A 16,363-nucleotide genomic window follows, 5' to 3' on the forward strand; every position below is an offset into this window, starting at 1 on the left:
TGCGCGGGTCTCGGGCCGTGCCCCCCGCGCCGCCGCCCGCTGCTCCGGCCACGACGAGCCCTCCGGCGGCTGCGGCGGGCACGAGGCGGCGGGCTCGGACCGCCTGCGGGACGCCTTCCGCCCGCCGCCCGCGCAGGAGCACCCCGGCGAGGCGCCGGAGGAGGCGGTGACGGCCGGGACGCTCGCCGGGGCCCGCCCGGCCGCCGCCGGCGAGGCCGCGGCTCCGCCCGGGGCCGGTTCCGAGCGCGAGCGCCCGGCGCCCGTCGGCGGCGTGCTCGCCCAGCTCGGGCTCGGACTCGTCTGCGGGGGGTACGCCACCGGCGCCGCGCTCGGCTGGGGGTCCCCGCGGCTCTCCGTCTTCATGGGCGACTTCGGGCTGAGCGCCGCCGCGCTGGCCGCCGCCGTCTCCTGCCTGCTCTACGCCCGCGGCCACCATCGCAGCTTCCGCCCCGCGTGGCTCCTGTTCGCCTTCTCCTCCTTCATGGCAGCCGCCGGGAACGCCGTCTGGGGCTGGTACGAGGTGGTGCTGCGCGCGGAGGTGCCCAGCCCCTCCGTCGCCGACGTCTGCTTCCTGCTCTTCGCCCCGCCCGCCATCGTCGGCCTGCTCGTCCTCGCCAAACGGCCCGTGACCCGGGCCGGCTGGGTCTGCCTCGGACTCGACGCCTGGCTCATCGGCGGCTCCCTGCTCACGCTCTCCTGGAGCCTCGCCCTCGCGCACACCGCGTACGTCCCGGGCGAGAGCGTGGCCCGGGCCGCGCTCTCCCTCGCGTACCCGCTGCTCGACATCGTCCTCGTCAGCATGGTGCTCGCGCTGCACTTCCGGCGCTCCCACGTCAACCGCTCGGCCATCAACACGGCCATCGCGGCCCTCGCGCTCACCGTGCTGTGCGACGCCCTGTTCACCTCGCCGCTGCTGCGCGAGCACTACGCCTCGGGGCAGCTCCTGGACGCGGGCTGGTTCGCCGGTTCCCTGCTGCTCGCCTACGCGCCCTGGGGCGTGCGGCGTGCGGCGTGGGGCCGAGGTGCCGCCCCCCGCCCGCGTCCGGCATCCGCACAGCCGCCCCCTCGCCGGCTCGCTGGCCGCGCTCACGCCCTACCTCGCGGCGGCGGTCTGCACGCTCGGCATCCTGTACAACGTCGTCGAGGGACGCAGAGTGGACCGCGTCGTCGTCCTCACCGGCTGCGCGGTCGTGCTCGCCCTGGTCGTCCGGCAGGGCATCATGCTGCTCGACAACATCGCCCTCACCCACGAACTCGCCCAGAAGGAGAACCACTTCCGGTCCCTGGTGCAGGGCTCCAGCGACGTCATCATGATCGCCGCACCCACCGGCATACTCCGCTACGTGAGCCCCGCCGCCTCCGGTGTGTACGGGCGCGAGGCGGAGGAACTGATCGGTTCCGAGCTGGCCTCCCTCATCCACCCCGAGGACCTGGGCGGCGTCGTCCACGAGGTGCGCCGCTTCCTCGCCGCGCCGCCCGCCGAGGAGCCCACCACCCGGATCGAGTGCCGCTTCCGGTCCGGCCGCGGCGACTGGCTCAACGTCGAGTCCACGGTCAACCGCCACCAGGGCGGCCTGATCTTCAACAGCCGCGACGTCACCGAACGCGTCCGCCTCCAGGCCCAGTTGCGGCACAACGCGGAGCACGATCCGCTCACCGACCTGCCCAACCGGGCGCTGTTCACCGAGCGCGTCCGGGGCGCGCTGAGCGGCCGCCGTGCCTCCGACGCCGGCACCGCCGTGCTCTTCATCGACCTGGACGGCTTCAAGGGCGTCAACGACCGCCTCGGACACCAGGCCGGCGACGAGCTGCTGATCCAGGCCGCCCGCCGGCTCCAGGACTCCGTACGGGCCGGGGACACCGCCGCCCGGCTCGGCGGCGACGAGTTCGCCGCCCTCATCCTCGGCGACGGCACCCGGGACCGGGCCGACCGCGAGTGCCGCGTGCACGAGATCGCCGACCGGCTGCGGCTGCGGCTCTCCCAGCCGTACCGCCTGGAAAGCGGCACCGAGGTGCGGGTCGCCGCCTCCATCGGCGTGGCCTTCGCCGAGCCCGGACTCGTCGCCGGCGAGCTGCTGCGCAACGCCGACCTCGCGATGTACCGGGCCAAGGCGGGCGGCAAGGACCGTGTCGAGCTGTACGCCCCGCAGATGCAGGCCGAGGTGGTCCGCCGCTCCGAGATCGCCGCGCGGCTGCGCAGCGCCCTGCACGACGGCGAGTTCGCCCTGCTGCACCAGCCCGTGGTGGACCTCGCCACCGGCCGGATCGCCGCCGTGGCCGCGCAGGCCCGCTGGCGCTCCGCCCAGGGCATCCTCTTCACCCCCGCCGAGTTCCTGCGGGTCTCCCCCGACAGCGAGCGCACCGCCGAACTCGGCCGCTGGCTGCTCGAAGAGGCGGTCGAACAGGCCGCCGAGCGAGCCGGGATCGGGCATCGCACCCCGGTGACCGTCCGGCTGTCCGCGCGCCGCCTGCTCGACCGCTCGCTGCCGCTCGGCTCCGTCGAGTCCCTGCTCACCCGGCACGGGCTGCCGTCGGGATCCCTGATCGTCGAGCTCGCCGACAGCGACCCCCGGGACCCCCGGATCACCTTCGACGAGCTGGAGCAGCGGCTGGCCGCCCTGCGACGCCTCGGCGTCAAGATCTCCCTCGACGGATTCGGCAGCGGACACGCCGCCATCAACGCCCTGCGGCGCCTCCCGGTCGACATACTGAAACTGGACCGCGGCCTCGTCGAGGGCATCGTGGAATCGGCCAGACTGCGCAAGATCACCAGCGGTCTGCTCCGCATCGCGGGCGACCTGGGGATGCAGTCCGTCGCCGACGGGGTGGACATGCCCGAGCAGGTGCTCGCCCTGCGTGCCATGGGCTGCACCCATGGTCAGGGCCTGGCCTTCGCCGGTCCGCTCGACGAGTACCGGCTGCGTCGCGCCCTCGTCCGGGACGAGTACCCGCTGCCCGGGCCGGTCCCGGTGAGTGCCGGAAACCGTCCCCCGTTGCGCTCACATAGTGAGACGCCCGTCCCACCCACTTGACAGTGACGGCGCGTCGGGGAGAGGGTCAGTGCCATGCGCACCCGAATTCTCGTACTTGGAAAGCGCGTCGGCTGAGGCAGGCCCAGAGAAGGCCCGCCTGTAAACGCACCCGACGCGCTCCCCTCGCTTGCCTCCCGGCACGAGGGGTTTTTTGTTGCACCGGCTCACCCTGAAGTCGTACCAAACCCCCGCAGAACGCCCCGCACACCACCTCGCACAAACCCTCTGCTTCGAGAAGAGAACGCTGATGACCGAGCAGGCCACCGGGCACCATCCGCAGCCGCGCACCCGCAGCGGCGCACCGTCCGCCACCACCGTCGAGCACGTCACGGGTGCGCAGTCCCTCATCCGCTCTCTCGAGGAAGTGGGTGCCGACACCGTCTTCGGCATCCCCGGCGGCGCGATCCTCCCGGCGTACGACCCGATGATGGACTCGAAGCGCGTGCGCCACATCCTGGTCCGCCACGAGCAGGGCGCGGGCCACGCCGCCACCGGCTACGCCCAGGCCACGGGCAAGGTCGGCGTCTGCATGGCGACCTCGGGCCCCGGTGCCACCAACCTGGTCACGCCGATCGCCGACGCGCACATGGACTCCGTCCCGCTGGTCGCGATCACCGGCCAGGTCGCCTCCAAGGCGATCGGTACGGACGCCTTCCAGGAGGCGGACATCTGCGGCATCACGATGCCGATCACCAAGCACAACTTCCTGGTCACCAAGGCCGAGGACATCCCGCGGACGATCGCCGAGGCCTTCCACATCGCCGCCACCGGCCGTCCCGGCCCGGTGCTGGTCGACATCGCCAAGGACGCCCTCCAGGCGAAGACCACCTTCAGCTGGCCGCCGCAGACCGACCTGCCCGGCTACCGCCCGGTCACCAAGCCGCACGCCAAGCAGATCCGCGAGGCGGCCAAGCTGATCACGGCCGCCAAGCGCCCGGTCCTGTACGTCGGCGGCGGCGTCCTGAAGGCCGGTGCCACCACCGAGCTGAAGGTCCTCGCGGAGCTCACCGGCGCCCCGGTCACCACCACCCTGATGGCCCTGGGCGCGTTCCCCGACAGCCACCCGCTGCACGTGGGAATGCCGGGCATGCACGGTGCGGTCACCGCCGTCACCGCGCTGCAGAAGGCCGACCTGATCGTCGCCCTCGGCGCCCGTTTCGACGACCGCGTCACCGGCAAGCTGGACAGCTTCGCCCCCTTCGCCAAGATCGTCCACGCCGACATCGACCCGGCCGAGATCGGCAAGAACCGCGCCGCCGACGTCCCGATCGTCGGTGACGCCCGCGAGGTCATCGCCGACCTGGTCCAGGCCGTCCAGGCCGAGCACAGCGAGGGCAACAAGGGCGACTACACCGCCTGGTGGAGCGACCTCAACCGCTGGCGCGAGACCTACCCCCTCGGCTACGACCTGCCGGAGGACGGCAGCCTCTCGCCCCAGCAGGTCATCGAGCGCATCGGCAGGCTCGCGCCCGACGGCACGATCTTCGCCGCCGGCGTCGGCCAGCACCAGATGTGGGCGGCCCACTTCGTGAACTACGAGAAGCCGCGCACCTGGCTCAACTCCGGCGGCGCCGGAACGATGGGCTACGCGGTCCCCGCCGCGATGGGCGCCAAGGCCGGCGAGCCGGACCGCACGGTCTGGGCGATCGACGGCGACGGCTGTTTCCAGATGACCAACCAGGAGTTGGTCACCTGCGCCCTGAACAACATCCCGATCAAGGTCGCCATCATCAACAACGGCGCCCTCGGCATGGTCCGTCAGTGGCAGACCCTGTTCTACAACCAGCGCTACTCCAACACGGTGCTGCACTCCGGCCCGCAGGACGTCAACCCGGACGCGCGGGGCACCCGCATCCCGGACTTCGTCAAGCTGTCCGAGGCCATGGGCTGTGTCGCCCTGCGCTGTGAGGACCCGGCCGACCTCGACAAGGTCATCGAGGAGGCCAACGCGATCAACGACCGCCCGGTCGTGATCGACTTCATCGTCCACGAGGACGCCCAGGTCTGGCCGATGGTCGCCGCCGGTACCTCCAACGACGAGGTCATGGCCGCTCGGGGCGTCCGCCCCGACTTCGGCGACGGCGAAGACGACTGAAGCGCAGAGCGAAGGAAGAGACCCACACCATGTCCACCAAGCACACGCTCTCCGTCCTGGTCGAGAACACGCCCGGCATCCTCGCCCGGATCGCCGCCCTGTTCTCCCGCCGCGGCTTCAACATCGACTCGCTCGCCGTCGGTGTCACCGAGCACCCCGACATCTCCCGCATCACCATCGTGGTCAATGTCGAGGACCTGCCGCTGGAGCAGGTGACCAAGCAGCTCAACAAGCTGGTCAACGTCCTGAAGATCGTCGAACTCGAGCCCAGCGCCGCGATCCAGCGCGAGCTCGTCCTGGTGAAGGTCCGCGCCGACAACGAGACCCGCTCCCAGATCGTCGAGATCGTCCAGCTGTTCCGCGCCAAGACCGTGGACGTCTCGCCCGAGGCGGTCACCATCGAAGCCACCGGTTCGAGTGACAAGCTCGAGGCGATGCTGAAGATGCTGGAGCAGTTCGGCATCAAGGAACTCGTCCAGTCCGGCACGATCGCCATAGGGCGCGGATCCCGTTCCATCACGGACCGGTCCCTGCGGGCCCTCGACCGCAGCGCCTGACACCGGCGCGCCGGGACGGGCCGGTCGCCGGTCCACCCGGCGGTCCGCCTGGCGAGACCCGAAAACCTTCCTCCCGCACCCCGCCGTACGGTGGGAGCAACACCAGCACCTCAAGGAGATTCCCAGTGGCCGAGCTGTTCTACGACGACGATGCCGACCTGTCCATCATCCAGGGCCGCAAGGTCGCGGTGATCGGTTACGGCAGCCAGGGCCACGCCCACGCGCTGTCGCTCCGTGACTCGGGTGTCGACGTCCGCGTCGGTCTGCACGAGGGCTCCAAGTCCAAGGCCAAGGCCGAGGAGCAGGGCCTGCGCGTGGTGACCCCGGCCGAGGCCGCCGCCGAGGCCGACGTCATCATGATCCTCATCCCGGACCCGATCCAGGCCGAGGTCTACGAGGCGTCGATCGCTCCGAACCTGAAGGACGGCGACGCGCTGTTCTTCGCCCACGGCTTCAACGTGCGCTTCGGCTTCATCAAGCCCCCGGCCGGCGTCGACGTCGCCCTGGTCGCCCCGAAGGGCCCGGGCCACCTGGTCCGCCGTCAGTACGAGGAGGGTCGCGGCGTCCCCGCGATCGCCGCCGTCGAGCAGGACGCGACGGGCAACGCCTTCGCCCTGGCCCTGTCCTACGCCAAGGCCATCGGCGGCACCCGCGCCGGCGTCATCAAGACGACCTTCACCGAGGAGACCGAGACCGACCTCTTCGGCGAGCAGGCCGTGCTGTGCGGTGGCGCCAGCGCCCTGGTCAAGGCCGGCTTCGAGACCCTGGTCGAGGCCGGTTACCAGCCGGAGATCGCCTACTTCGAGTGCCTCCACGAGCTGAAGCTGATCGTGGACCTCATGTACGAGGGCGGCCTGGAGAAGATGCGCTGGTCCGTCTCCGAGACGGCCGAGTGGGGCGACTACATCACCGGCCCGCGCATCATCACGGACGCCACCAAGGCCGAGATGAAGAAGGTCCTCACCGACATCCAGGACGGCACCTTCGCCAAGAACTGGATGGACGAGTACCACGGCGGTCTGAAGAAGTACAACGAGTACAAGACCCAGGACGAGCAGCACCTCCTGGAGACCACCGGCAAGGAGCTGCGGAAGCTCATGAGCTGGGTGAACGACGAGGAGGCGTAAGCCTTCGACGCGGGGCCGGACATGCCGTCCGGCCCCGCGTCACTTCCTTGGACACCCCGTCCAACCACGGACGGGTGATCCTTCCAACGAGGCGCACGAGCGGCGCCGACGCACCACTACACTGCTCAACAACATCGCGTCTGGCCCACAGCGTCGTGCGCTTCCACGCGGCAAGCCCCCTCCACCGCTGCGGCCGTCGGGACGGCCGTCCGCACTGCCTTTGTGAGGACTCACGTGAGCTCGAAACCTGTCGTACTCATCGCTGAAGAGCTGTCGCCCGCCACCGTCGACGCGCTGGGACCGGACTTCGAGATCCGGCACTGCAACGGCGCCGACCGCGCCGAGCTGCTCCCCGCGATCGCCGATGTCGACGCCATCCTGATCCGCTCCGCGACCAAGGTCGACGCGGAGGCCATCGCCGCCGCCCGGAAGCTGCGCGTCGTCGCCCGTGCCGGTGTCGGCCTCGACAACGTGGACGTCTCCGCCGCCACCAAGGCCGGCGTGATGGTCGTGAACGCCCCGACCTCCAACATCGTCACCGCCGCCGAGCTCGCGTGCGGTCTGCTCGTCGCCACCGCGCGCAACATCCCGCAGGCCAACACCGCGCTGAAGAACGGCGAGTGGAAGCGCTCGAAGTACACGGGCGTCGAGCTCAGCGAGAAGACCCTCGGCGTCGTCGGCCTCGGCCGCATCGGCGTCCTGGTCGCCCAGCGCATGTCGGCCTTCGGCATGAAGATCGTCGCCTACGACCCCTACGTGCAGCCCGCCCGCGCCGCCCAGATGGGGGTGAAGCTGCTGGCCCTGGACGAGCTCCTGGAGGTCGCCGACTTCATCACCGTCCACCTGCCCAAGACCCCGGAGACCCTCGGTCTCATCGGTGACGAGGCGCTGCACAAGGTCAAGCCCTCGGTCCGGATCGTCAACGCCGCGCGCGGCGGGATCGTGGACGAGGCGGCGCTGTACTCGGCGCTGAAGGAGGGCCGGGTCGCCGGCGCGGGTCTCGACGTGTACGCGAAGGAGCCCTGCACGGACTCCCCGCTGTTCGAGCTCGACGAGGTCGTCTGCACCCCGCACCTGGGCGCCTCCACGGACGAGGCGCAGGAGAAGGCCGGCATCGCGGTGGCCCGTTCGGTGCGCCTGGCGCTCGCCGGCGAGCTGGTCCCGGACGCGGTCAACGTCCAGGGCGGTGTCATCGCCGAGGACGTGAAGCCCGGTCTCCCGCTGGCCGAGAAGCTCGGCCGGATCTTCACCGCGCTGGCCGGCGAGGTCGCGGCCCGGCTCGACGTCGAGGTGTACGGCGAGATCACCCAGCACGACGTCAAGGTGCTCGAACTCTCCGCGCTCAAGGGCGTGTTCGAGGACGTGGTCGACGAGACCGTGTCCTACGTCAACGCCCCGCTGTTCGCGCAGGAGCGTGGTGTCGAGGTGCGCCTGACCACGAGCTCCGAGTCGCCCGACCACCGCAACATGGTCACCGTGCGCGGCACGCTCTCGAGCGGCCAGGAGGTCTCGGTCTCCGGCACGCTGGCGGGCCCGAAGCACCTGCAGAAGATCGTCGCGGTCGGCGAGTATGACGTGGACCTGGCCCTGGCCGACCACATGTGCGTGCTGCGCTACGAGGACCGCCCCGGCGTCGTCGGCACGGTCGGCCGGATCCTCGGCGAGGCCGGTCTGAACATCGCGGGCATGCAGGTCTCCCGTACGGAGGAGGGCGGCGAGGCGCTCGTCGTGCTCACCGTCGACGACACGGTCCCGGCGAACGTGCTCTCCGAGATCGCGGAGGAGATCGGCGCGACCTCGGCGCGCTCGGTCAACCTGGTCTGACCGGCGGCCGGGCCCGTCCCGGCCGCCCGCCCGCTCCCGTACCCGCCCCCTAGACACACGTCTTAGACAAGCGTCTAGGGGGCGGGTACAGTGCTGTCCATGGGACACAAGGAAGATCTGCTCGAAGGCGCCAAGCGCTGCCTCCTGGAGAAGGGCTACGCCCGCACGACCGCCCGTGACGTGGTCGCCGCCTCCGGCACCAACCTGGCCTCCATCGGCTATCACTACGGTTCCAAGGACGCCCTGCTCCAGCAGGCCTTCCTCGCCCTCACCGAGGAGTGGGGCGAGGCCGCCTTCGCCGCGGACGACGAGGGCGACCGGAGCCTGCCGGCCGACCCGTACGAGCGGTTCCGTGCCGTCTGGGAGCAGGTCATCGCCGGGGCCGAGGCCGCCGGCCCGGTGTGGAAGCTCCAGACGGAGGTCGTCACCCGCATCGACGACGACGAGAAGCTGCGCGAGGCCATCAAGGAGCCCCAGCGCGAGGGGCGCCTCGGCATGGCCCAGGGCTTCCTCGGCATCGACCCGGAGAAGGAGCCCGAGAAGGCCCGGGTGGCCGGGCTGCTCTGCCAGGCCCTCGCGGCGGGGGTGATGATCCAGTGGATGGTCGACCCGGAGACCGCGCCCACGGCGGACGACCTCACGGCCGGGCTCAAGGTGCTGATGGGGGAGGAGAGCTGAGCACCACCTTCGCGCGCGGGTGCTCCCCCTCGACGTACCGCAGGGCCCGGTCCGCCTCGGCCAGCGGATAGGTCCGCTCGACCACCGGGGCCATCGCGCCCGTCTCGGCGAGCTCCCGCAGCGTCGCCAGGTTCTCCCGGCGCGGCTCCGCCGTGAGCACCCGGATCCGCCCGCGGGTGAACAGCGACGCCAGCTGCCCCCGGACGATCAGCCCCATGGGCCCGATCAGGCTGCCGCCCTCGAAGACGCCCCCGCCGGACAGGACGAGCCTCCCCTCCGGGGCGAGCACCCGCCGGTACTCGGCCAGCGAACGGTTGCCCACGAGGTCGAGGAGCAGGTCGTAGCGCTCCGGTCCCTTCGTGAAGTCCTCCCGCGTGTAGTCGAGGACGCGGTCCGCGCCGAGTCCGCGCACCAGCTCCGCGTTCCGCGTGCTGCACACCCCGGTGACCTCGGCGCCCCACGCCTTCGCGATCTGCACGGCGAACGTGCCCACGCCCCCGGACGCCCCGTTGACCAGCACCCGGTCGCGCTCCCGCAGCCGGCCCAGGTCGCGCAGTCCCATCAGCGCGGTGTTGCCGGCCAGCGGGATCGCCGCCGCCTGCTCGTAGCCGAGTCCGGCGGGTCTTCGCTCCACGGCGTCCTGCGCGGCGCACACGTACTCGGCGAAGGCGCCGGCGCCCTCCCCGAACACCTCGTCGCCGGGCCGGAAGCGGCTCACGCCCCCGCCCACCGCCGTCACGACGCCGGCGAAGTCCGTCCCCCTGGTCCGCTCCCTGGGCCGCCGCAGCCCCAGCGCCGCCCGCGCCACGTAGGGGTCGCCCCGCATCAGGTGCCAGTCCCGCGCGTTGACCGAGGCCGCGTGCACCCGCACGAGCACCTCGTGGTCCCGGGGCACCGGCACGTCGACCTCCCGGAACTCCAGCACGTCCGCCGATCCGTACCGGTCCTGCACCCATGCCTTCATCACACCGCTCCCTCCGACGCCCCGACTCCTCCTCGACGGTAGGCCTTCTGACGGGTCGTGGGACATCGGGGGAGACCCGGGGAAATCCCCGAGAGCTCCCTCAGGGGCAGGACGGTGGCGTCCCCGGACGGGCGTCCGGGGCGGTCACAGCTTCGCCGCCTTGAGGGCCATGTGCAGCAGCAGGCGGTCCTCGCCCGCGTCCAGGTCAAGGCCGGTGAGCTGCTCGACGCGGGAGAGGCGGTAGTACAGGGTCTGGCGGTGGATGCCGAGGGCCGTCGCCGTGCGGCCGGCCTGGCCCGCGTGGTCCAGGAACACCTCGGCCGTGCGGGCCAGTTCGGCGTGCGCCGGGGCCAGCAGGGTGCGGACCACCGGGTCGGGTCCGGCCGGCGGCAGGGCGGTGAGCATGCGGTACGGGCCGAGGGCCGCCCACTCGGCGAGCGGGCCGAGGTGCGGCTGGGCGGTCGCGGCGCGGGCCGCCGAGACGGCCTCGTGCCAGGCCACGTCCAGATCGGCGAGGCCACGGCGCGGCGCCGCGATCCCGGCCACCGTCGCGGGTCCCGCCGTACCGCGCAGCCGGCCGGCCGCGCCGCCGGCGGGGGAGAGGTTGTCGGCCGACCGCAGCCGCACGAGCGCGGCCAGCGCCCGCGGCGCACCGCCCTCGCCGGGCCCGGCACCCGGCCCGGTCCTCCCCGCGCCCGCCCCGCCGGCCCCGGACGCACCCGCTCCCGGCACTCCCGTGACCGCGGCCCCGGGCCGGCTCCACGGCACCGTGCACAGGGCCGCCGCGCCCGGCACCGTGCGCGGGGACGGGGAGTCCTCGTCCGGCCAGGGCGCGAGGCAGACCAGGGCGTGGAGGCCGTCGGCGTCCGGGCCGAGGGCGGAGCGGAGGGCGGCCAGGGCCATGTCGTACTGCCAGCCGCGTTCCGCCGTCAGGGTGGCGCGCAGCTCGCGGGAGAGGTCGGCGCCGGCGCGTTCCTCGTCGGCGAGCAGGTCGCCGATCCGGGCGGCCACCTCCATGGCGGCGGTCAGCTGAGCGTGCGACGGGCCGGGATCGGCGTCGAGCAGCCACACGTAGCCGAGGACGACACCCCGATGGCGTACGGGCAGGCAGATCCGGCCCCGGTTCACGCCCGCGTCCGGGGCGGCCGGGATGCGGACCGGGCCGGTGGCCCGGGTGATCCCGAAGCCCTCGAACCAGGCGCGGACGGCCGGGGTGGACTTCCTGGTGAGGATCGACCGGGTGCGGACCGGGTCCATGGCACTGTCGTCGTCGCTGTCGTGGGCGCCGAAGGCGATCAGGCCGAAGTCGCGGTTCTCCAGGGTCGCCGGGGCGCCGAGCAGCGCCGAGATCTCGTCCACCAGGTCCTGGTAATCGCCCTTCACGGCGCCCATTCTCGCACCGCACGGCGCTCCCTTCAGACAGATGTCTGAGAGCGGGGCCACGGATGCGTGACAGCTGTAGATGGCGCACGATCGGAGCGATCCTTAGGTTTCACGGTGGTTCTTCGTGCTGTTCCCGTTCGGTCACGTACCTTCGGGTACGGCACCTTTCGTCACCCTGCCCTCTGGAGGTGCCCCGTGCTGGGTCCCGTGATCCTCGCCGCGTCGCGCAGCGACAAGATGCGCCGTTTCGTGTCGGCCGCCCCCGGGACCAAGCAGGTCGTGGCTCGCTTCATCGCCGGCGAGACGGTGAACGACGTCGTCCCGATCGTGCAGGAGCTGGCGGCCCGCGGCCTGGAGGTCACCCTCGACGTCGTCGGTGAGGACATCACCACCGTCGAGCAGTCCTACGCCGCCCGTGACGCCTACCTGGAGCTCATCGGCCGCCTCAGGGAGCTGGGCCTGGGCGCCCGCGCCGAGATGTCCGTGAAGCTGTCCATGTTCGGTCAGTCGCTGGAGAACGGCCACGAGCTGGCCCTCGCGAACGTCCGCCCGGTCGTCGCGGCCGCCGCCGAGATCGGCACGACCGTCACCCTGGACGCCGAGGACCACACCACCCTCGACTCGATGTTCGCCATCCACGAGGAGCTGCGGAAGGACTTCCCGCAGACCGGCTGCGTCATCCAGGCCTACCTCTTCCGCACCGAGGACGACGCCCGCCGCCTCGCCGCCAACGGCTCGCGCGTGCGCATCGTGAAGGGCGCCTACAAGGAGCCCGCCTCGGTCGCCATCCAGGACAAGCCCGAGATCGACAAGGCCTACGTCCGGATCATGAAGATCCTGATGGAGGGCGAGGGCTACCCGATGATCGGGTCCCACGACCCCCGGCTCATCTCCGTCGGGCAGGAGCTCGCGCGCCGCGCCGGGCGCAAGCTGGACGAGTACGAGTTCCAGATGCTGTACGGCATCCGCACCGAGGAGCAGAACCGGCTCGCGGCCGAGGGCCACCGGATGCGCGTCTACACCGCGTACGGCACCGACTGGTACGGCTACTTCATGCGCCGCCTCGCGGAGAAGCCGGCCAACCTGCTCTTCTTCGTCCGCTCCATCCTCACCAAGGGCTGAGCCCCACACCCCTCCGAAGGAGTCAAGAGCCTCATGGACGCTGTGACCCAGGTCCCCACTCCCGTCAACGAGCCGGTGCACGGCTACGCCCCGGGTTCCCCCGAGCGCGCCCGCCTGGAGGTCAAGCTCAAGGAGCTGGCCGACAACCCGCGCGAGCTGCCGATGACCATCGGCGGAGTGAAGCGCATGGGCGGCGGCGAGCGCGTCGACGTCGTGCAGCCGCACAACCACAAGGCCGTCATCGGCACCTTCGCCGCCGCCACCCAGCAGGACGCCCAGGACGCCATCGACGCCGCCCTGGCCGCCGCCCCGGCCTGGCGCGCGATGTCCTTCGACGACCGCGCGGCGATCATCCTGCGCGCCGCCGAGCTGCTCGCCGGCCCGTGGCGCGAGACGCTGGCCGCCTCCACCATGCTCGGCCAGTCCAAGACCGCCCAGCAGGCCGAGATCGACACCCCGTGCGAGCTCGTCGACTTCTGGCGCTTCAACGTGGCCTACGCCCGGCAGATCCTCGCCGAGCAGCCGCCGGCGAACTCCCCGGGTGTGTGGAACCGTCTGGACCACCGCCCGCTGGAGGGCTTCGTCTACGCGATCACGCCGTTCAACTTCACGGCCATCGCGGGCAACCTGCCCACCGCCCCCGCCCTCATGGGCAACGTGGTGGTCTGGAAGCCGTCCCCGACCCAGACCCACTCCGCCGTGCTCCTCATGGAGCTCCTGGAGGAGGCCGGCCTGCCGAAGGGCGTCATCAACCTGGTGACCGGCGACGGCATCGCCGTGTCCGAGGTGGCCCTGAACCACCGCGACCTGGCCGGCATCCACTTCACCGGCTCGACCAAGACCTTCCAGCACCTGTGGAAGACGGTCGGCAACAACATCGAGAAGTACCGCTCCTACCCGCGGATCGTCGGCGAGACCGGCGGCAAGGACTTCGTCGTCGCGCACCCGAGCGCCGACCGCGCCGTCCTGAAGACCGCGCTGACCCGCGGCTCCTTCGAGTTCCAGGGCCAGAAGTGTTCCGCGTCCTCGCGGGCGTACGTCCCGGCCTCCATCTGGAACGACGGCTTCAAGGAGGAGTTCGCGGCCGAGGTCGACGGCATCAAGATGGGTGACGTCACCGACCTGTCGAACTTCATCGGTGCCGTCATCGACGAGCGCTCCTTCGCCAAGAACAAGGCCGCCATCGACCGTGCGAAGGCCGACCCCAGCTGCACGATCGTGGCCGGCGGCAGCTACGACGACTCCGAGGGCTACTTCGTCCGCCCGACGGTCATCGAGTGCACCGACCCGGAGAACGAGGTCTTCACGACCGAGTACTTCGGCCCGATCCTCGCCGTGCACGTCTACGACGACGCCAAGTACGACGAGATGCTGACCCAGATGGAGTCGGTCTCGGACTACGCGCTCACCGGCTCGGTCATCGCGGGCGACCGCGCCGCCGCCGCGTACACGATGGAGAAGCTGCGCTTCGCGGCCGGCAACTTCTACATCAACGACAAGTCGACCGGCGCCGTCGTCGGCCAGCAGCCCTTCGGCGGCGGTCGTGCCTCCGGCACCAACGACAAGGCCGGCGCCCCGCAGAACCTGATGCGCTGGACGCTGACCCGCGCCATCAAGGAGACGCTGGTCCCGCCGACCGAGTACGGCTACCCGCACATGGGCTGACGCCCCCGCCGCCCTCCGGCGGCCCCCGAACACCGCCCCCTTCCTCGGTCCCCCAACCGAGGTCGGGGGCGGTTTCCATGGGACGGGCTTACGCTGCTGGGAAGGGGGCCGGCTCGGCGAGGAGGAACGGCATGCCTGGATCGACGACCCTCGGCCCGGGACACGGGGTCGACGCGATCGCCCACCCCGACGCGCAGCGGATGACGGCCGTGATGCGGGAGCTGCACCGGCTGCTCACCACCACGGACCCGGAGCGGATCACGCACGCGCAGGTCACCGCCCTGTGCGGGGGCGATGCGCACCGGCGCATGGAGTTCACCGCCTGGGTGGAGCGGATGGCCCACCAGCTGGAGCGGGCTACGGCCTGACGGCGACCCGCCGTGCCAGGAAGTCGTCGATGAGCGACGCGATCTGCGGGGCGTGGGTCTCCAGGGCGAAGTGCCCGGTCGGCAGGAGGTGGACCTCGGCGTCCGGAAGGTCGCGGCGGAAGGCCTCGGCGCCGGCCGGGACGAAGACCTGGTCGCCCTCGCCCCAGACGGCGAGGAGGGGGACCCGGCTGGTGCGGAAGTACTCCTGGAAGGCCGGGTAGAGGGCGAAGTTGGTGTCGTAGTCGGCGATCAGGCCGAGTTGGATCCCGTCCTGGCCCTCGCGGGCCATCAGTGCGGCGTCGTGCTCCCAGGCGTCGGGGTCGAGGAGGCCGCGGTACTCCGCGGGCACGCCCGTCTCGTACTGCCACCGGATGCCGTCGAGGGAGCGGATGCCGCGGACCGGGGCCTCGGTCTCCGGGGTGCGCTCGGCGATCAGGGCGAGGACGGGGGCCCAGGCGTCGGCGCCGAGGCCGTCCAGGTAGGCGTTGCCGTTCTGGGAGACGATCGCGGTGACCCGCTCCGGGTGGGCGAGGGCGAGCCGCAGGCCGATCGGGGCGCCGTAGTCCTGGATGTAGAGCGCGAACCGGTCGAGACCGAGGGCCTCGGTGAACTCCGAGGTCAGTGCGCTCAGTTCGGCGAAGGTGTACGGGAAGTCGGCGGCGTCCGGGGCGGCGCTGCGGCCGAAGCCCAGGTGGTCGGGGGCGATCAGCCGGTAGCGGTCGGCGAGGCGCGGGATCAGGTCGCGGAACATGCGCGAGCTGGTCGGGAAGCCGTGCAGGAGGAGCAGGACGGGGGCGTCGGCGGGGCCCGCCTCCCGGTAGAAGATCTCGTGGCCGCGGACGGTGACGGTGCGGTGGTGGATCGGCAGCACGGACATCCCTCTAACCCCTCATTGCCTGATGACTGGTTACGGGAAGAGTCAATCCTGCCGCGTCTAACCTGTCAATAATCTTTTGAAGGTTATATGGGGGAGTGGGGAGACTGGGGAGGTGACCGGAGACGCCCGGGTGCGGACCGCACCCACCCACGAGCTCGGCCCCGAACGGATCCGCGCCGCCCGCGCGATGCTCGACGCCGCCTTCGACGGGGACTTCGCGGACGAGGACTGGGACCACGCCCTCGGCGGCCTGCACGCCTGGATAGAGGACGGGGCCGGGATCGCCGCCCACGGCAGCCTCGTCATGCGACGCGTCCTGCACCGGGGCCGCTCGTACCGCGTCGGATACGTGGAGGCCGTGGGGGTCCGCCCCGAGCTGCGCCGGCAGGGCCTCGCCGGCCGCGTCATGGCCGAACTGGAACGCGCCGTCGACGGCGGGTACGCCTTCGGGGCCCTGTCCGCCTCCGACGCCGGCGCCGCCCTCTACCGGGCGCGTGGCTGGAGCCTCTGGCGCGGACGGATCGAGGTGCTGGGTCCGGACGGAATCGTCCGCCTCCCGGACGAGGAGGACTCCACCTACCTGCGGCCGGCCGCCGGGGGCCCGTTGCCGGACCCGGCCGGTCCGCTCGTCTTCGACTGGCGGGACGGCGACGTGCTGTGACCGTGCGCCG

General features: G+C 71.7%; 12 protein-coding genes and 1 pseudogene. 10 read left to right on the forward strand and 3 right to left on the reverse strand.

The genetic code is table 11. From position 1 onward, the window contains the following. Nucleotides 1–166: 166 nt before the first annotated feature. The 6 genes and pseudogenes from ACGF1Z_RS24830 to ACGF1Z_RS24855 all read left to right on the forward strand — a co-directional run bounded on the left by ACGF1Z_RS24830 (nucleotide 167) and on the right by ACGF1Z_RS24855 (nucleotide 9,313). Nucleotides 167–3,032, forward strand: a pseudogene (locus ACGF1Z_RS24830) (putative bifunctional diguanylate cyclase/phosphodiesterase). 247 nt (nucleotides 3,033–3,279) lie between these two features. Beyond that, the gene (locus ACGF1Z_RS24835; RefSeq protein ID WP_393007488.1) at nucleotides 3,280–5,127 is read left to right on the forward strand and encodes an acetolactate synthase large subunit; all 1,848 of its coding nucleotides are present in this window, start codon (nucleotides 3,280–3,282) and stop codon (nucleotides 5,125–5,127) included. A gap of 29 nt (nucleotides 5,128–5,156) precedes the next feature. After that, complete coding sequence (gene ilvN / locus ACGF1Z_RS24840) at nucleotides 5,157–5,684, forward strand: acetolactate synthase small subunit (RefSeq protein WP_015036373.1); 528 nt, start codon at nucleotides 5,157–5,159, stop codon at nucleotides 5,682–5,684. Nucleotides 5,685–5,809: 125 nt separating this feature from the next. Next, nucleotides 5,810–6,811 (forward strand): ketol-acid reductoisomerase, encoded by a 1,002-nt coding sequence (gene ilvC / locus ACGF1Z_RS24845; RefSeq protein ID WP_393007491.1) that lies wholly within the window; start codon nucleotides 5,810–5,812, stop codon nucleotides 6,809–6,811. 234 nt (nucleotides 6,812–7,045) lie between these two features. Then, nucleotides 7,046–8,635 carry a phosphoglycerate dehydrogenase gene (gene serA / locus ACGF1Z_RS24850; protein WP_393007493.1) on the forward strand — a complete coding sequence of 530 codons (1,590 nt, stop codon included), beginning with the start codon at nucleotides 7,046–7,048 and terminating at the stop codon, nucleotides 8,633–8,635. A 99-nt stretch (nucleotides 8,636–8,734) separates the two neighbouring features. Next, complete coding sequence (locus tag ACGF1Z_RS24855; RefSeq protein ID WP_393007495.1) at nucleotides 8,735–9,313, forward strand: TetR/AcrR family transcriptional regulator; 579 nt, start codon at nucleotides 8,735–8,737, stop codon at nucleotides 9,311–9,313. On the opposite strand, the gene ACGF1Z_RS24860 is transcribed toward ACGF1Z_RS24855, so the two are convergent. Together ACGF1Z_RS24860 and ACGF1Z_RS24865 are read right to left on the reverse strand one after the other, a co-directional pair. After that, a complete protein-coding gene (locus ACGF1Z_RS24860; protein WP_393007497.1) occupies nucleotides 9,285–10,277 on the reverse strand; it encodes an NAD(P)-dependent alcohol dehydrogenase in 993 nt (330 codons plus the stop codon). The genes ACGF1Z_RS24855 and ACGF1Z_RS24860 overlap by 29 nt on opposite strands. A 144-nt stretch (nucleotides 10,278–10,421) precedes the next feature. Then, entirely contained in the window at nucleotides 10,422–11,660 is a 1,239-nt protein-coding gene (locus ACGF1Z_RS24865; protein WP_393007499.1) for a PucR family transcriptional regulator, read from the reverse strand. Between the two features lie 195 nt (nucleotides 11,661–11,855). Here ACGF1Z_RS24865 and ACGF1Z_RS24870 point away from each other — a divergent pair, with 195 nt between their 5' ends. The 3 genes from ACGF1Z_RS24870 to ACGF1Z_RS24880 all read left to right on the forward strand — a co-directional run bounded on the left by ACGF1Z_RS24870 (nucleotide 11,856) and on the right by ACGF1Z_RS24880 (nucleotide 14,815). After that, nucleotides 11,856–12,782: a proline dehydrogenase family protein gene (locus tag ACGF1Z_RS24870; RefSeq protein ID WP_393007501.1), complete on the forward strand. Its 927-nt coding sequence runs from the start codon at nucleotides 11,856–11,858 to the stop codon at nucleotides 12,780–12,782. Nucleotides 12,783–12,815: 33 nt separating this feature from the next. After that, complete coding sequence (pruA, locus tag ACGF1Z_RS24875) at nucleotides 12,816–14,447, forward strand: L-glutamate gamma-semialdehyde dehydrogenase (RefSeq protein WP_393007503.1); 1,632 nt, start codon at nucleotides 12,816–12,818, stop codon at nucleotides 14,445–14,447. Nucleotides 14,448–14,578: 131 nt separating this feature from the next. Then, a complete protein-coding gene (locus tag ACGF1Z_RS24880) occupies nucleotides 14,579–14,815 on the forward strand; it encodes a hypothetical protein (RefSeq protein ID WP_393007505.1) in 237 nt (78 codons plus the stop codon). On the opposite strand, the gene ACGF1Z_RS24885 is transcribed toward ACGF1Z_RS24880, so the two are convergent. Next, nucleotides 14,805–15,692 carry an alpha/beta fold hydrolase gene (locus ACGF1Z_RS24885; protein ID WP_393007507.1) on the reverse strand — a complete coding sequence of 296 codons (888 nt, stop codon included), beginning with the start codon at nucleotides 15,690–15,692 and terminating at the stop codon, nucleotides 14,805–14,807. The two genes, ACGF1Z_RS24880 and ACGF1Z_RS24885, sit on opposite strands and share 11 nt — an antisense overlap. A 112-nt stretch (nucleotides 15,693–15,804) precedes the next feature. Between ACGF1Z_RS24885 and ACGF1Z_RS24890 the strand changes: the two genes are divergently transcribed. Beyond that, nucleotides 15,805–16,353: a GNAT family N-acetyltransferase gene (locus ACGF1Z_RS24890; RefSeq protein WP_393007509.1), complete on the forward strand. Its 549-nt coding sequence runs from the start codon at nucleotides 15,805–15,807 to the stop codon at nucleotides 16,351–16,353. The last annotated feature ends 10 nt before the right edge of the window (nucleotides 16,354–16,363 follow it).

Source organism: Streptomyces sp. NPDC048018, assembly GCF_043202995.1.
Classification (GTDB): domain Bacteria; phylum Actinomycetota; class Actinomycetes; order Streptomycetales; family Streptomycetaceae; genus Streptomyces.